Origin of the sequence: Ruminococcus sp. RTP21359st1_H3_RTP21359_211015, assembly GCF_040909065.1 — a bacterium.
GTDB lineage: Bacteria > Bacillota > Clostridia > Oscillospirales > Ruminococcaceae > Hominimerdicola > Hominimerdicola aceti.
Genome location: NZ_JBDGDD010000004.1, coordinates 119868 through 135343, shown reverse-complemented (window position 1 = coordinate 135343; position 15476 = coordinate 119868). Strand labels below are relative to the sequence as shown.

Below are 15476 nucleotides of genomic sequence, written 5' to 3'. Positions count from 1 at the left end.
GCGAGGGACTCCACACTTCCGTCCCAGCGTTTCAGCCAGAAATATATATATGAACGTGATTTATTGTATTTTCTGCTTGCTCGGCTCACTCCATATTTCTTTGCGTAATTCATTAAGGATTGACGAAACTTCATATCTTGTGTTATACTATTCATGAGAGATAGGCTTCCTTTCTGATTTGTATTTGTGTGGTAACTTTATTTTATCAGATTTTTGCCTATCTCTCTTTTCTTTTTTCTTAATTTTGTCCAATATCTATTGTAGCACTACACGTTTTTGCGTGTGAGAGACACATATCCACTTGACTTATAGGCTCAAATGTAGTATAATGTAAAAGTTAAGGCGGTTTTCTGCCTGTTAGTAAGACGATTTTTTTCGGAAAGGAAATGGATAATAAAATGGCTAAAGCTAAAAAAATAACGGCTGCTCTTACTGCCGCATTGCTTTGTACTGCGAGCCTTACCTCTTGCTCGGACACAAGCTATGTGATGACAGCAGGTGACAGCAAAATAAACGCAGGTATCTACATTTATAACGAGCTTACAGAAATGTCATATCAAATGACGATGATGTATTATCAGAACGGCATCAAAAAGGACTATTTCGATCAGAAGGTAGACGGAAAGGCATTTGACGAGTATCTTTCAGATTATGCTCTCACTGCAACTAAGGAGTATGCAGCTGTAGTTGACAAGTTCAACGAGCTTGGACTTACTCTTTCAGATGAGGATATAAAGTCCATTAATGACAGCATAAGCAGCACATGGGATTCTCAGGGCGAGTTTTACGAGTCAGAGGGTATCTCAAAGGAATCTGTAAAGCTTGCACTCAAAGGCTCGAAAATGAGGGAAGAGCTTTTTGATCACTACTATGCAGAGGGCGGCGAGGAAGCCGTTTCAGACGATGAAATGGTGAAGTATCTTGATGATAACTACCTGAGATATAAGTCCATTTCCTTTGCAAAAACTAAAGCATCAACTGATTCTTCTTCATCAGCCACCGATTCTTCTACAGACTCAGCAGACGCTGCAAATGAGGAAGCCAAGGCAAAAAGAGATGAGTTCCTTGAAAAGGCTCAGGGCGTTTCGTTTGACGATTTCGACAGCATTATAGACGAGTACAACGACTATGTTGCATCAAAGAAAGCCTCAGATTCAAGTTCTGCCGCTGACAGCGATTCATCAGCCGCAGACAGCAGCACGACTTCTGACGACACTTCTTCTGTAGCAGAGAGCGACACAAGCTCCACAGCAAGCGATGACACATCTTCTGTATCTGACAGCACAGCAGATTCAAGCACAGCAGCGTCAGACACAGATTCTTCCGCAGACAGTTCTTCTTCTGCACCTGACCCGTATGCAAATGAAAAGATGATGAATTACGGCACAATGGACGATTCACAGAAAGACACTACAAACGGCAAGATACTCAAAGAAGTAAGCGGTATGAGCACAGACGTTGCAACAGCTTATGAGGACGATAACGCATATTACATTCTTATCAAGGGCGATATTAAGGACAGAGATACAGAATATGCCAAGGACAATCATGAAGATATTCTAAAAGAAATGAAGAGCGATGAATTTCAGAAGAAATTAACAAGCTGGGTAGAAAAGCTTGACATCAAGGTGAACAACAAGGCCATAAAGCGTTACACGCCGAAAGTGGTCTACGATAAGCAGACAGAGTATTACAGCAAGAACAATAATTCATAGCAGATAAAATTACCGCCGCAACCGAGTTTGGTTGCGGCGGTTTTGTCATGTTGACAAATCCTTCGGTTTACTCCTTGCTGAATTGTAGCACATAAGGAGAAAATCCAAAAATGTGAACACATTCACATTTTATCAACAGAAGCCTCTTTTGTGCATTATTTTTTTTGCGAGCACAATGCCCAACATATTATGGCTTTATAAAACAAAGAGCTGCGCTTCTTTAATGAAACGCAGCTCTTATGCTTATGTTTTTATTATAAAGACGAAATGCACTGTGAATATGCTCCAATATTTAGTCAACAACACATTCCACAACAGCACAAGGCGGAATATTCAGCTTTAACACATTGTCCTTGATGACTGCCGTATGCTCGGTAATGCTCACTTTGTTGGGACAGTCGAAGTCGTTATAGCTGTGCGCCTCGTTTGTAAGTATCCTGCAAGAAACTGATGATGCTTTAAATCCGAAAATGCTGCATTCAACAGCAGCCTCTTCCGTAAGCGAACAGTTTGCGACGGTAACGGTCATACTCTTTTCGTTCACCGATGCGGAAACCGAGATCATCGGAGCATTTTTACCTTCCGACATATTTTCGTTCTGCGTATAGCAGTAAACTGCCTCGTTGTTTTGGTGTGTTTTAAAAAGGTCGAAAACGTGATATGTAGGCGTTTTTATCATCTTATCGCCCTCTGTAAGAATAACCGATTGGAGAACATTCACCGCCTGCGCAAGGTTTGCCATTACAACACGGTCGCTGTGTCTGTTAAAAACATTCAGCTCTATTGCAGCAACGATAGCATCACGCATTGTATTCTGCTGATATAAAAATCCCGGGTTCGTACCCTCTTCTACCTTATGCCAACAGCCCCACTCTCCTATTACAAGTCCTATTTTCTTTTCGGGATCATAGCGGTTCATTATCTCCGAATGTCTTGTGATAAGCTCATCGGAAAAGTTCGCTGCAGCGATAGTTTTATAATAAAGCTCATCATCAAAATCGGTGGCAGACTCCATTTCGGGCCATACTGGCATCGTATAATAATGCAGGTCGATAGCATCAACATTATTGCTGTCAAGATTTTTCATCATGACTTCTGTCCAGTTATAGTCGGCAGAGCTTGAACCGCAGGCTATTCTGTAAAGTCTGTTTCCCGAATAATTGTGGCAGAATGTCTGATACCTTTTATAAACGTCGGCGTAATATTCGGGACGCATATTTCCTCCGCAGCCCCAGTTTTCATTGCCGATACCGAGGTATTCGAGTTTCCACGGCTCGGCTCTGCCGTTCTTCTTTCTCTGCTCTGTGAGAGGTGATTCCGCATCTGAGGTCATATATTCTATCCATTCGGATAATTCACGAACACTGCCGCTGCCAACATTGCCGTTTATATAAGGCTTGCAGCCAACAAGCTCACAGAAGCGCATAAATTCGTGCGTGCCAAAAGAATTATCCTCCGTAACTCCGCCCCAGTTCGTGTTCACGATCTTTCGGCGCAGAGATTTTTCGCCGATACCGTCCTGCCAGTGATATTCTTCTGCAAAGCAGCCGCCGGGCCAGCGGAAAACGGGAGCTTTTATATTTCTGAGCGCCTCAATGATATCATTCCTTATTCCGTCTGTATTCGGAATAGGTGAATTTTCACCCACATATATACCATTGTAGATACATCTTCCGAGATGCTCGGAAAAATGTCCGTATATCTCGGGAGAGATATGTCCGAGCCTGTCGTCTGCATTTATTACCATTGATATTATTTTCATGTTATACCTCCGCAGCATGCTGAATTATAATATTATAATACTAAGTCAAGAAATCCTCATATTTCAATTACAGATGATTCTATGGACAGTAAAAGCTGTGCATACAAGCTGAACGATATTTTTATCAGCCGTTTTAAGCTTGTCCTTGAAATTATCAATGCCAATGATTTTTTGACCAGCAAGACCGAAAGTGAGCTGTTTGAACTTTACAATAAGATGCTCGATCTTGATGTTCATCACTACATGACAGTCACAAAGGGCGGTTTTGTCATATCCGAAATTCACTTATGATACCTAGTATTAGCACTTATCTGAAACGCCCTGTAAACCTGCTCCAAAAGCATTATCCTTGCAAGCTGGTGCGGAAATGTCATCTCTGACATTGATAAGCGCAGGTCAGCTTTCGCCTTTATCTCAGGGGCAATGCCGAATGAAGAGCCTATTATGAAATTCACTGTGCTGAATCCGTTCAGACCGCATTCGCTGAGCTTTTTGGACAGCTTTTCACTTAAAAGCTGCTTGCCCTCAATGCACATTGCAATATTGTATGCACCCTTGATGTCAGTGTAGCCTTTCATGGCTTTTGCCTCGTTTTCAAGCGCCGCCGCTATCTCCTTTTCGGAGGGGTTGTCAGATAACCTCGACTCGTTCAGCTCAACTATTTCAAGCTTGCAGAAAGCTCCAAGCCGCTTTGAGTATTCCGCCGCTGCGTCACGCCAGTATTTTTCTTTCAGCTTTCCAACTGTAATAAGATTTATCCTTATCAAAATGCCACCGCCATTCCGCTGCCCTCAGGCTTCGCTATATGTAAAATATAGTCGCTGTTGCGCTCGTAATCCCCAAGTGCTCCCACAGCCGTGTTTTCAGCCTGCAAAGGCGTGTTGTTTTCCTGACTTAAATGCCCTAAAATAAATTTATATGTACCTGCTGTCATAAGCTTTTTTAGCTGTTCTCCGCAGGCAGAGTTTGAAAGGTGGCCGTGGTCTGAAGCGATGCGCCTTTTCAGCTCGTATGGATAAGGTCCATTTTTCAACATTGACTCATCATAATTTGACTCCAGCAAAACAAGGTCAGAACCGCTCAGGTGCATATCCACCTCATTTGCAACAGTTCCAAGGTCGGTGCATACGCACACCTGCTTGCCGTCAGGGGTCTTTATCTGATATCCACAGCTTGCAGGGGTATCATGAAATGTGGCAAAACCTTTTACGGCATAATCTCCTATGCACACTTCATTGTCGTCCACCTCGTTGACATCACAGGCAGGGTCTATTTTGCCGTCAGATACAAGTATTTCAAGATTGGTCTTTTGGGCAAATACAGGGATATGATATTTCTTAGTGAGAACTTTAAGCCCAGAAACATGGTCTGAATGTGTGTGTGTAATAAAAATTCCCTGTATCACAGCAGGGTCGATCTCGTTAGCTTTCAAAGCCTCACAAAGACGTTTGCAGGATACTCCTGCGTCAACAAGTATCCCGCCGTCACTGTTGCCGATAAAAGAGCTGTTGCCCTTGCTTGATGAAAAAAGTGGATATATCCTTGCCATAACTAATTCCTTTCAAAAGTTTTCAGAAGATACTCTGCAACGCCGTTCTCCTCATTTGTGCCTGTCACCTGGTCGCAGCCTTCAAGCACCTCTTTGCAGGCGTTTTTTACTGCCACTCTTTTATCAGCCGCCTTGAACATAGGCAGATCGTTGGTGTTGTCGCCAAAAGCCGTGACAAAGTCAAAGCCGTAATTCTCACGAAGATACCTCACGCCTTGCTCCTTAGAAGCCATCGAAGAGAACACTTCAAGATACCAAAGCTTGGGGTCATAAACATCATAATAGTATGTAATGTTCAGCTTTTTATTTTCTTTAAGAGCGTCATACAGCGGTACAAGTTTTTCTTTTTCTGCAATAAATGTGAAGTATATCACATTGTCAATGTACTGAGAAAGGTCACTGACCTGCGTGAAAGACTTGTAATATTTCTCCCTGCGCTCGTTGTAAAAGCTCTTCATTGCAGGTGAAATAAGCCTCTCATATCTTGTGGAAAGCTGGTTATCTGAAATCGAGTACATAAAAGGCTCTAAACCAAGTCCTTTTGAAAGACCTATGATAAGACCGCAAAGCTCCCTGGAAAGGCTGTTTATCTTGACGTATTTTTTCTCCGCCATATCATAAATAAGCACGCCGTTCATAAGTATCACAGGAAGCTTCAGGTCAAGCCCCGAAAGTATTTTTCCTGCGGAAGCAAGCGTCCTTGCAGTGGCGGCAGTGAAGTTAAGCCCCTTTGCAATGAGCCTGTTCAAAGTGTTTCTTGTGAACTCCGTCACCTCTGCATTGCCGTTAAGCAACGTTCCGTCAAGGTCGGAAATAAAAAGCTCCATATCATGTCCTCTCAAATGCTGTAAAAAACGGCGGCAAATAATATGCCGCCGCAGTGTTATCAATATTTATCAGCCGCTAAGCTCCATTTCGTTAGCGTCAGGCTTGTAAACACGCTGAATGTCTGCTCCAAGCCCTCTGAGTTTCTCATCTATCTTTTCATATCCTCTTTCGATGTAGAAAATATTGTCTATCTCAGTAGTGCCCTCTGCGGCAAGTCCTGCTATCACCATGGCAGCGCCTGCTCTCAGGTCAGTCGCCACAACAGGAGCACCTTTGAGCTTGCCAACGCCCTGTATAACAGCCACCTTGCCGTCAACAGAAATGTCAGCGCCCATTCTTCTAAGCTCAGCCACATATCTGAATCTGTTGTCAAAAATATCGTCTGTAACGATGCTCGTACCCTCTGCGAGCGTCAGCAGTGTTGAGAACTGCGGCTGCATATCAGTAGGGAAGCCAGGGTGTGGCATAGTTTTTATAGAAGTTTTCACGAGCGGACCGTCCACCCAAACATGAACGCTCTCGTCGCTTTCCTCAACGTTTACGCCTACCTTGCGGAGCTTTGCCGTGATAGACTCAAGGTGTTTAGGAATAACGTTTGCGATAACAACGTCGCCCTTTGTGGCAGCCGCCGCTACCATATAAGTGCCTGCCTCTATCTGGTCAGGGATAGTCGCATAGGTAACGCCTTTGAGGTAATCAACGCCTCTTATCTTGATAACGTCTGTGCCTGCGCCTCTGATATCAGCACCCATTGAGTTAAGGAAGTTCGCAAGGTCAACGATATGAGGCTCTTTCGCCGCATTTTCGATTATAGTAAGCCCCTTTGCCTTTACAGCGGCAAATATTGCATTCATAGTTGCGCCAACTGTAACAAAGTCAAAGTATATCTGATTGCCCACAAGCTCGTCTGCTGTGACATGATTAGCTCCGTTCACTATCTCGTCAGACGCACCAAGCGCCTTAAAAGCTTTAAGGTGCTGATCTATAGGTCTGTCGCCAAGGTCACAGCCGCCCGGCATCGGAACAAAAGCCTCGTGAAATCTTCCAAGCAGTGTGCCAAGAAAATAGCATGACGCTCTCATGGTTCTTGCAAGTTCATATGGCACTTCAGGCTTTTCAATGCCCTTTGTGTCAAAATATATAGTATTTTTATCTAAAAGTCTGACCTCTGCGCCCATTTCACGCAGGATCTTCATGCACTTAGTTATATCGCTTATCTCAGGCACGTTCTCAAGAACGCACGGCTCGTCGCACAGGATAGTTGCCGCAACCAATGCAACAGCAGCGTTTTTTGCACCGCTTATCTGCACAGTACCATGCAGCGGCTTACCTCCATGTATAACAAACTTCTCCAAGTTTACACACTCCTTAACGAGATTGTCGGCTTCTATCTCTGCCGACGCTCAGATTATTATACCACAGCCACAGGCAAAATAAAAGCAAAAAGCAAGAATTTCAACGATTTGGTTAAAATCATTTAACATACACCCAAGCAATCGTTAAATCTGCCCATATAATGCAGGCTATGGCGGTCTATAAAAAGAACAAATGTTCACATACTCTTAACAATAGAATATTCAACTCTTATATTTTAACACACCCCATTCAAAAAATCAATAGTGAATAAGGATATTTTGATAAATTTTCGACAATTTTTTCGGCTTTTTCGGTGAAAATTACAGCAATGTTACAACTGTACGAAATCTTGTACCTTATTGTAACCTTAGTGTAATATTTAAGTACAAAAAATCAGACACTTGCCGTTTGTCTTGACGAAAAAGAACGGCTGTGGTATACTCATAACAACAGATATACTGTAAAAAGGGGAGTGCGGCAGTGGTAAAAAGAAAGAATCTCATATGGGCAGCAGTTTTTGCGGCTGTTATCGCTGCGTGCCTGATATTTATTTTCCTCACAGGTGGAAAGAGCGGAGAAAAATCTGCCGAGATATATGAAAACGGCAAGCTCATAAAGACAGTTTCAGACCTTTCTCCCGATAAGGAGTATTCCTTTGAGATAAAAACAGAAAACGGCACTAATACCATAACTGTTGGTGATGGAAGCATTTGGGTGTCTGTCGCTGATTGCTCAAACCAGACCTGTGTTCATGCAGGAAAGATATCCCACGCAGGACAGACCGTCATTTGTGCACCGCACAAGCTTGTGATAAAAATAGTCGGTGAGACATCTGCTGACGCTGTGATATAGGGGTGGAAGCATGAAGATATCAGTACAAAAAATCACCCTCATAGGAATTTTTACCGCCTTGTCACTTATCATTTTCATGGTTGAAGCACAATTTCCTGTTATGCCCATAGGCGGCATGAAGCTTGGACTTGCCAATATCGTCACAATGGCAGCAATGCTTTTTGTCGGAAGAAAAGAGGCAGGCTTGGTGCTGCTTTTGAGGATAGTCCTTGCGGCAGGACTTTACGGAACTGTGGTGAGCTTTGCGTTCTCACTCACAGGCGGAATTTTAGCGTATCTCGCCATGTGCATTGCGGTTTCGAGAGTTGGTGAAAACCAGCTTTGGGTGACATCAGTTTTTGGCGGCTTTTTCCATAACATAGGTCAGCTTTGTGCGGCGGCAGTGATATCAGGCACATGGGCGGTGTTCAGCCTTTTGCCTTATCTCATAATAAGCGGCATTCTCACAGGCACGCTCAATGGCCTTATCCTCCAAAGATTGTGGAAGTCGCCACTTAGAAAATACAGCATAAAAAGATAACAGCGGCGTCAGGGGCATACCTGATGACCGCTGTTTTGCTCTATAGTCAGTTTAGCCAAAAACAGACTTTTCACAAAGTGGCATTTCTACATTTTCGTCTTGTGAGAAATAGGTGAAAACTCAGCGTTTTGCTTGCATTTGACCGAAAAATATGGTATAATTAGTTGTTATAATAGGGTCATTATAGGATAGCGTTGAATTTGAACGGAGGAGTGGATTTGAGAATACTTGGTATCGACCCGGGCTACGCCATTGTGGGATTCGGAGTGCTTGAATACAACAGCGGAAAATTCACTGTTGTTGACTATGGTGCAATAACCACTTCTTCGGATATGGATTTCAACAGACGGCTGAAAGTCATCTATGATGATATGACCGAGATAATAACCACCTATAAGCCTGACGAAATGGGAATAGAAAAGCTGTTTTTCAATACCAATGAAAAGACCGCCATTGACGTTGCACAGGCAAGGGGAGTTACCCTGCTTCCTGCCATAATAAGAAATATTCCAATCTATGAATATACGCCTTTGCAGGTGAAATGCTCCATAGTTGGCTATGGACGTGCCGAGAAAAAGCAGGTGCAGGAAATGACAAAGACTATGCTTCATCTTAAAGCTATCCCAAAGCCTGACGATACAGCGGACGCAGTGGCTATCGCTATAACTCACGGGCTTTCGGTGAACACAAGGCGTGTTATGAAAAATTTTGAGGAGAAATAATATGATATATTCACTTAGCGGAAAGCTCGTTCATACCGAGAGCGACCTTGCCGTAATAGAATGTGCAGGCGTGGGCTATGCCTGCAAAACTACTTTTTCCACCTTGCAGCAGATAGCAGGCAAAAGCGAGGTCAAGCTTTATACACATCTTGCCGTAAAGGAGGACGCGGTGGAGCTTTTCGGCTTTGCAACTAAGGAGGAGCTTAAAAGCTTCCGTATGCTCATATCTGTCAGCGGAGTAGGTCCGAAGGCAGGTCTTGCCATACTTTCAGCCTGCTCTCCGTCACAGTTTGCGCTTGCGGTTGCAACGGGGGATTCAAAGGCTTTCACAAAGATAAAGGGTATCGGTACAAAGATAGCACAAAGGATAGTCCTCGAGCTTAAGGATAAGGTGGCAAAAGAGAATACCATATCCGTCAGAGGAAATGCGGCTCAGGGCTTTGCGGCTGTTCCAAGCGGAGCTGTCGAAGAAGCTGTCACAGCCCTTGTGGTGCTTGGATATACCGAGGGCGAAGCAATGTCAGTGATATCAAAGCTTGACCCGAATTTGAGCGTTGAGGAGCTTATAAAGAAAGCTCTTATCGGACTTGCGAAATTTTGAGAGGAGAACCCCATAAATGATCGAAAAAGGAGATTTTGATATAGACAGGATAGTCACCCCGAAAGAAACTCAGGCGGAAACAACTGACGATTTCGAGGTGAGCCTTAGACCTAAAACACTTGACGAGTATATCGGTCAGGAAAAGGTCAAGGAGAACCTGAAAATATATATACAAGCGGCAAAAAACAGGGGCGACAGCCTTGACCATGTTCTGCTTTACGGCCCGCCTGGTCTGGGCAAGACCACTCTTTCTGCCATAATCGCTCACGAAATGGGAGTGAATATCAGGATAACCTCAGGCCCTGCCATTGAAAAGCCGGGAGACCTTGCGGCACTTCTCACAAACCTTGAAAAAGGCGACGTGCTTTTTATAGACGAGATTCACCGCCTTTCAAGACAGGTGGAGGAAGTTCTTTATCCTGCCCTTGAAGATTATGCCTTGGATATAATCATGGGCAAAGGCCCTGCGGCAAGGTCTATAAGGATAGAGCTTAACAAGTTCACTCTTATAGGCGCGACCACAAGAGCAGGCTCGCTTTCTGCACCGCTGAGAGATCGTTTTGGCGTTATCCAGCGTTTGGAGCTTTACAATACAGAACAGCTTTCCGATATCGTAAAGCGTTCTGCAGTTTTGCTTGGTGTGGCTTGTGATGATGACGGTGCAGAGGAGATAGCGAAGCGTTCAAGGGGAACTCCAAGAATAGCAAACCGCTTTTTAAGGCGTGTGCGTGATTTTGCCGAAGTCATGGGCAACGGCAGGATAACCGCAGACATTGCAAAGATAGCCCTCAACAGAATGGACGTTGACAAGCTGGGACTTGACTCTCTCGACAAACGTCTGCTGACGATGATAATAAAAGGCTATGACGGCGGCCCCGTGGGACTTGAAACCCTTGCGGCGGCTATCGGCGAGGAGTCAGTCACCATTGAGGACGTTTGCGAGCCTTATCTTATGCAGTTAGGTTTCCTCTCAAAGACCCCAAGGGGACGTGTGGCGACACAGCTTGCTTATGATCATCTGGGATTTCTTAAAGATGGACAAACGCATCTTTGATTTAGTGAGGAATGCTTAATGAGGAATGAGGAGTGAGGAATGAGGAATTATGGTATCGCCTAGCGGCGATGAATTTCTTGTTCTGTAGGGGCGAACAGTGTTCGCCCGAATAGGACCCGCACTTTCTGTCTTGTTCTGTATTGGCGATTTTTGGTCGCCGTTACCGCACTTTTCTGTCTTTGATAAAAATTGTATCGGATAAATTTAATATGTGTGTTAATATAGAGTTTACATAAATAAAAAATAATATAGAGGTATGACCTCGAAAAGGAGCTAATTATTATGGGAAGATTATTTGGAACTGACGGCGCAAGAGGAGTAGCTATCACAGAGCTTACCTGTGAGCTTGCTATGCAGATAGGCAGAGCTGCCGCAATGGTACTCACGAAGGAAACAAACCATAAGGCTAAGATAATCATAGGCAAGGATACCCGTATCTCAGGCGACATTCTGGAGTCCGCACTGGTGGCTGGTATCTGCTCAGTTGGTGCAGACGCTCATATACTCGGTGTTGTTCCTACCCCTGCCGTTGCAATGCTTGTAAAGAAATACAACGCAGACGCAGGCGTTATGATATCCGCTTCACACAATTCTGTTGAGTTTAACGGCATAAAGCTTTTCTCTGGCACAGGCTTCAAGCTTTCTGACGAGATAGAAAACGAGATAGAAGCACTTATCCTGGACACACCTGAAAAGATAGAGCTTAAGGACGGCTGTGATATAGGTCACGTTTATTATGAAAAGGACGCAGCTTGGGATTATATCCGCTACGTTATGAAAACAGTTCAGACAGATTTCAACGGTATCCGTGTGGCTCTTGATTGTGCAAACGGCTCAGCGTCAGTTTGCGCACAGAGAATTTTCGAGGGACTTGGTGCTAAGTGCATAATGCTCAACGATAAGCCGGACGGAACGAATATAAATAAGGATTGCGGTTCAACACATATCGAGGGTCTGCAAAAGGCAGTTGTTGATAATCATTGCGATATCGGTCTTGCCTTTGACGGCGACGCTGACAGATGTCTTGCAGTTGACGAAAAGGGCGAGCTTATCGACGGTGACAAGATACTGGCTATCTTTTCAAAATATATGAAGAGCATGGGCATACTCAAAAACAACACCTGCGTTGTTACAGTTATGACAAACCTCGGCTTCTTCAAGTATGCAAAGGCAAACGGCATCGTTGCCGCTACCACAAAGGTGGGCGACAGATACGTTCTTGAAGAAATGCTCAAGGGCGGTTATAATATAGGCGGTGAGCAGTCAGGTCATATAATCCTTCTTGACTATGCAAACACAGGCGACGGTGAGCTGACAGGTACAAAGCTTCTGACAGTCCTCAAATGTACAGGCGAAAAGGCAAGCGAGCTTGCTTCCTGCATGGAGTGCTACCCACAGGTGCTTGTGAACGTTAAGATAACAGCAGACAAAAAGGGTATGTGGGATAAAGTCCCTGAGATAACAGACGCTATAAAGATGTATTCCGAAAAGCTTGGTGACGAGGGCAGGATACTTGTCCGTGAGTCAGGCACAGAGCCTCTCGTTCGTGTTATGATAGAGGGCAAGAGAACAGGCATAATCACAGAATATGCACACAAGATAGCGGAGCTTATCGAAAAAATGTAAGGTGATATTTTGAAAATAGCTTTGATAAATGGTCAAAACCATAAAGGCTCTACATATCATATAGGCAGAATGTTAGCCGATAAACTTGGCGGCGAGGTGACAGAGTTCTTCCTGCCGAGAGATTTCGGAGAGTTTTGCTGCGGCTGTACCAATTGCTTTATGAAAGGCGAAGAAAAGTGTCCTCACTATGAGAAGCTCGACCCTATCACCAAAGCGGTGGACGATGCAGATGTGCTGATACTTACTTCCCCTGTGTATGTCTACCACTGCACAGGCTCGATGAAAGCATGGCTCGACCATTACGGCTGGCGCTGGATAGTCCATAGACCTGAGGAGAAAATGTTCTCAAAGCGTGCTGTGGTCATATCCACAACCGCAGGTGCAGGTATGAAAAACACTAACAAAGATATGGCGGATAGCTTGTCATTCTGGGGAGTGCCTAAGATATATAAGATAGGCTTCGGCATACACTCAACGAGCTGGAGCAAGGTTTCAGACAAAATGCTTGCGAAGATCGAGAAAAAGACCGACAGCATTGCCGCAAAGCTTAAAAGCGACAGCTTTGAGCCAAAGGTCAGTGCTAAGGGCAGAATGTTTTTCACCATTTTCCACTTTGCAAACAAAAAGGGCTGGAACCCTGCTGACAGTGCATATTGGCAGGCAAAGGGCTGGACGGAAAATAAAAGGCCGTGGAAAAAGTAAATTTTATATAAGGATAGAATTATGAGAATTGCAGAAAACTGGAAAGACTATAAGATAATAGATACTTCAAGCGGCGATAAGCTTGAAAGCTGGGGCGGAAAGGTGCTTGTAAGACCTGACCCTCAGATAATCTGGAAGTCACCGAAGCGTTCTGACCTTTGGACAAAGGCAGACGGCATTTATCACCGTTCCTCAAAGGGAGGCGGCGAATGGGAATACAGAAAGCGCCTGCCTGAAAGCTGGAACATAGGCTATAAGAATTTGAAGTTTATAATCAGACCAACGGGCTTCAAGCACACAGGTCTTTTCCCTGAACAGGCTGTGAACTGGGACTTCATGGCTGACAAAATAAGAAACGCAGGCAGAGAGATAAAGGTGTTAAACCTCTTTGCATACACAGGCGGAGCTACCCTTGCCTGTGCCGAAGCAGGTGCAAGCGTTTCACACGTTGACGCATCAAAGGGCATGGTGCAGTGGGCAAGAGAGAATGCCACTGTGTCAGGGCTTTCCGATAAGCCTATTCGCTGGCTTGTAGACGATTGCGAAAAGTTCGTTCAGCGTGAGATACGCCGAGGCAAGACCTATGACGCTATCGTTATGGATCCTCCGTCCTACGGCAGAGGACCTGGCGGAGAGATATGGAAGCTTGAAGATTGTATCTATGACCTTGTAAAGACCTGCTCAGGCGTTTTGAGCGACGAGCCGCTTTTCTTTCTGCTCAACAGCTATACCACAGGACTTTCACCCTCAGTTATGGCATATATCCTGAGAGATGTCCTCGGAACGAGGTTTGGCGGAAACGTCACGGCTGATGAGATAGGATTGCCGGTGGAGGCAACAGGTGGTGTGCTTCCATGCGGTTCAACGGCAATTTGGCAGAAATAGCTTTGCTATAGTAAGGAATGGTGTTCACATGAAATATACTGAGAATTATGTTTATATGTACGGCCAAATGATCTCCACCTGTTCGTTTCTTCTTGACGGTGATTTTCCAAAGGCAGACGGAACGGCAGAGATAAAGGAAAAGTATCACCTTGTCGGTGGTGAGACCGGAACAGCGGCGGCTGTTCTTTGCAGTCTGAATGTGCCTGTAAAGCTTGGGGGTACTCACCTTGGAAGCGGCAATGAAAAGCTTATAAAGGATTATTTTGCAGACAAGACTGCTGACCTTTCGGAGCTTGTTACAGAGGGTTTCGAGGGCGTGACCGACTATGTTATCATAGATAAAAATACACGCACCTGTTTTGGCGAGTGGGATAAGCTTTATTCACGTCCGGAGCCTTTTTATGAACAGCCTTCGGAGAAGTCAGTGAAAAATTCAGCCTGCGTTGCGGCTGACCCTTATTTTGGTGATAAGATAGCTGAGTATTGCGTAAAATATGGCAAGAAATACGTTACGATAGATTGTGCCTATGACAGCTATATACATAAGCATTGTGCAGTAAATTGCATATCTCATCAGCACCTTGATGAATATTATCCAGATAAAAGCTATGACGAGCTTTTCAGGCTTTATACAGATAATACAGACGGGCTTGTGATATTTACCCTTGGTGAAAAGGGTGCGATGTATGGCAGAAAGGGTGCTGTGCCAAAGATGTGCCCTGCATTTAAAGTAGACGTAGTGTCAACACTTGGCGCAGGGGACAGCTTTAAGGCGGGCGCTGTATATGGGCTTTATAAAGGTCTTGATGACGATACATTGGTGAAAACAGCCTGTGCTGTGGCAGGTGCGGCGGTGGAAAAGTTCCCTATCGCACTTTATCCGCCAACAGTAAAAGATATTGAAAAGCTTATGGGCAATATGTAGGGGCAAACAGCGTTCGCATACCCATATATTATAATAAGGTATAAACCAAAATTTCAGACAGGAGGAAAGGTTATGTCTTTTGATTTTGATGAACTTAAACACAAGGCAGGAAATATGCTTGAAAAGGGCAAAGAAAAAGCTCACGAGGCTGCTGAAAGTGAAAAGGGGCAGAAGATAAAGAGCAAAGCAGGAGAGCTGTTTGAAAAGGGAAAGGAAAAAGCCCACGAGTTCGCAGAGAGCGAAACGGGCAAAAAGGTAAAGAACAAGGCTGAAAAGCTCCTTGATAAAGGAATAGACAAAGCCGAAAATGTTTACGAAAAGCATAAGGAAAGAAAGGCTGAACAGAAAGAACAGCCTGAAGATAAGGAATAAACTAAAT

17 protein-coding genes are annotated in these 15476 nt (G+C 44.4%); 11 read left to right on the top strand and 6 right to left on the bottom strand.

The window, feature by feature from the left end:
• Nucleotides 1-398: 398 nt before the first annotated feature.
• On the top strand, nucleotides 399-1715 hold the full coding sequence (locus AB5Z01_RS03105; RefSeq protein ID WP_287215204.1) for a hypothetical protein: 1317 nt from the start codon (nucleotides 399-401) through the stop codon (nucleotides 1713-1715).
• Between the two features lie 292 nt (nucleotides 1716-2007).
• Here the strand turns inward: AB5Z01_RS03105 and AB5Z01_RS03100 are convergent, their stop codons facing one another.
• The 6 genes from AB5Z01_RS03100 to AB5Z01_RS03075 all read right to left on the bottom strand — a co-directional run bounded on the left by AB5Z01_RS03100 (nucleotide 2008) and on the right by AB5Z01_RS03075 (nucleotide 7209).
• A complete protein-coding gene (locus AB5Z01_RS03100; protein ID WP_287215206.1) occupies nucleotides 2008-3477 on the bottom strand; it encodes an alpha-N-arabinofuranosidase in 1470 nt (489 codons plus the stop codon).
• 63 nt (nucleotides 3478-3540) lie between these two features.
• Nucleotides 3541-3762 carry a hypothetical protein gene (locus tag AB5Z01_RS03095; protein WP_368365322.1) on the bottom strand — a complete coding sequence of 74 codons (222 nt, stop codon included), beginning with the start codon at nucleotides 3760-3762 and terminating at the stop codon, nucleotides 3541-3543.
• On the bottom strand, nucleotides 3759-4244 hold the full coding sequence (gene rlmH / locus AB5Z01_RS03090) for a 23S rRNA (pseudouridine(1915)-N(3))-methyltransferase RlmH (RefSeq protein ID WP_278642548.1): 486 nt from the start codon (nucleotides 4242-4244) through the stop codon (nucleotides 3759-3761). The genes AB5Z01_RS03095 and rlmH overlap by 4 nt, the downstream gene beginning before the upstream one ends.
• A complete protein-coding gene (locus AB5Z01_RS03085) occupies nucleotides 4241-5026 on the bottom strand; it encodes an MBL fold metallo-hydrolase (protein WP_368365321.1) in 786 nt (261 codons plus the stop codon). Before AB5Z01_RS03085 ends, rlmH begins: the two co-directional genes overlap by 4 nt.
• Nucleotides 5027-5028: 2 nt before the next feature.
• On the bottom strand, nucleotides 5029-5853 hold the full coding sequence (locus AB5Z01_RS03080; RefSeq protein WP_368365320.1) for an HAD family hydrolase: 825 nt from the start codon (nucleotides 5851-5853) through the stop codon (nucleotides 5029-5031).
• A 69-nt stretch (nucleotides 5854-5922) separates the two neighbouring features.
• Complete coding sequence (locus AB5Z01_RS03075; RefSeq protein WP_117891504.1) at nucleotides 5923-7209, bottom strand: UDP-N-acetylglucosamine 1-carboxyvinyltransferase; 1287 nt, start codon at nucleotides 7207-7209, stop codon at nucleotides 5923-5925.
• Between the two features lie 481 nt (nucleotides 7210-7690).
• On the opposite strand from AB5Z01_RS03075, the gene AB5Z01_RS03070 reads away from it, so the two are divergent.
• The 10 genes from AB5Z01_RS03070 (at nucleotide 7691) to AB5Z01_RS03025 (ending at nucleotide 15469) form a co-directional block, all read left to right on the top strand.
• On the top strand, nucleotides 7691-8062 hold the full coding sequence (locus AB5Z01_RS03070) for a NusG domain II-containing protein (RefSeq protein ID WP_287215209.1): 372 nt from the start codon (nucleotides 7691-7693) through the stop codon (nucleotides 8060-8062).
• 10 nt (nucleotides 8063-8072) lie between these two features.
• Nucleotides 8073-8582 carry a Gx transporter family protein gene (locus AB5Z01_RS03065; protein ID WP_195518149.1) on the top strand — a complete coding sequence of 170 codons (510 nt, stop codon included), beginning with the start codon at nucleotides 8073-8075 and terminating at the stop codon, nucleotides 8580-8582.
• 218 nt (nucleotides 8583-8800) lie between these two features.
• The gene (gene ruvC, locus AB5Z01_RS03060; RefSeq protein ID WP_022287459.1) at nucleotides 8801-9304 is read left to right on the top strand and encodes a crossover junction endodeoxyribonuclease RuvC; all 504 of its coding nucleotides are present in this window, start codon (nucleotides 8801-8803) and stop codon (nucleotides 9302-9304) included.
• Nucleotide 9305: 1 nt separating this feature from the next.
• Nucleotides 9306-9905, top strand: a complete 600-nt coding sequence (gene ruvA, locus AB5Z01_RS03055; protein ID WP_195388167.1) for a Holliday junction branch migration protein RuvA — start codon at nucleotides 9306-9308, stop codon at nucleotides 9903-9905.
• Nucleotides 9906-9921: 16 nt separating this feature from the next.
• Nucleotides 9922-10959, top strand: a complete 1038-nt coding sequence (ruvB, locus tag AB5Z01_RS03050; RefSeq protein ID WP_022287457.1) for a Holliday junction branch migration DNA helicase RuvB — start codon at nucleotides 9922-9924, stop codon at nucleotides 10957-10959.
• 282 nt (nucleotides 10960-11241) lie between these two features.
• Complete coding sequence (gene glmM / locus AB5Z01_RS03045) at nucleotides 11242-12585, top strand: phosphoglucosamine mutase (protein WP_046441646.1); 1344 nt, start codon at nucleotides 11242-11244, stop codon at nucleotides 12583-12585.
• A 9-nt stretch (nucleotides 12586-12594) separates the two neighbouring features.
• Nucleotides 12595-13287, top strand: coding sequence for a flavodoxin family protein (locus AB5Z01_RS03040; RefSeq protein WP_368365319.1), 693 nt, complete (start codon nucleotides 12595-12597; stop codon nucleotides 13285-13287).
• 21 nt (nucleotides 13288-13308) lie between these two features.
• Entirely contained in the window at nucleotides 13309-14172 is an 864-nt protein-coding gene (locus AB5Z01_RS03035; protein ID WP_195518146.1) for a class I SAM-dependent methyltransferase, read from the top strand.
• Between the two features lie 28 nt (nucleotides 14173-14200).
• Nucleotides 14201-15097, top strand: coding sequence for a carbohydrate kinase family protein (locus tag AB5Z01_RS03030; protein ID WP_368365318.1), 897 nt, complete (start codon nucleotides 14201-14203; stop codon nucleotides 15095-15097).
• A 72-nt stretch (nucleotides 15098-15169) separates the two neighbouring features.
• Nucleotides 15170-15469 carry a hypothetical protein gene (locus AB5Z01_RS03025; RefSeq protein WP_041337612.1) on the top strand — a complete coding sequence of 100 codons (300 nt, stop codon included), beginning with the start codon at nucleotides 15170-15172 and terminating at the stop codon, nucleotides 15467-15469.
• Nucleotides 15470-15476 lie beyond the last annotated feature (7 nt).

What these genes read in the sequence shown, in the direction of transcription:
- AB5Z01_RS03105 (WP_287215204.1), top strand. Translation starts at nt 399, where the DNA reads ATGGCTAAAGCTAAAAAAATAACGGCTGCTCTTACTGCCGCATTGCTT.
- AB5Z01_RS03100 (WP_287215206.1), bottom strand. Translation starts at nt 3,477, where the DNA reads ATGAAAATAATATCAATGGTAATAAATGCAGACGACAGGCTCGGACAT.
- AB5Z01_RS03085 (WP_368365321.1), bottom strand. Translation starts at nt 5,026, where the DNA reads ATGGCAAGGATATATCCACTTTTTTCATCAAGCAAGGGCAACAGCTCT.
- AB5Z01_RS03080 (WP_368365320.1), bottom strand. Translation starts at nt 5,853, where the DNA reads ATGGAGCTTTTTATTTCCGACCTTGACGGAACGTTGCTTAACGGCAAT.
- AB5Z01_RS03065 (WP_195518149.1), top strand. Translation starts at nt 8,073, where the DNA reads ATGAAGATATCAGTACAAAAAATCACCCTCATAGGAATTTTTACCGCC.
- ruvA (WP_195388167.1), top strand. Translation starts at nt 9,306, where the DNA reads ATGATATATTCACTTAGCGGAAAGCTCGTTCATACCGAGAGCGACCTT.
- ruvB (WP_022287457.1), top strand. Translation starts at nt 9,922, where the DNA reads ATGATCGAAAAAGGAGATTTTGATATAGACAGGATAGTCACCCCGAAA.
- glmM (WP_046441646.1), top strand. Translation starts at nt 11,242, where the DNA reads ATGGGAAGATTATTTGGAACTGACGGCGCAAGAGGAGTAGCTATCACA.
- AB5Z01_RS03035 (WP_195518146.1), top strand. Translation starts at nt 13,309, where the DNA reads ATGAGAATTGCAGAAAACTGGAAAGACTATAAGATAATAGATACTTCA.
- AB5Z01_RS03030 (WP_368365318.1), top strand. Translation starts at nt 14,201, where the DNA reads ATGAAATATACTGAGAATTATGTTTATATGTACGGCCAAATGATCTCC.
- AB5Z01_RS03025 (WP_041337612.1), top strand. Translation starts at nt 15,170, where the DNA reads ATGTCTTTTGATTTTGATGAACTTAAACACAAGGCAGGAAATATGCTT.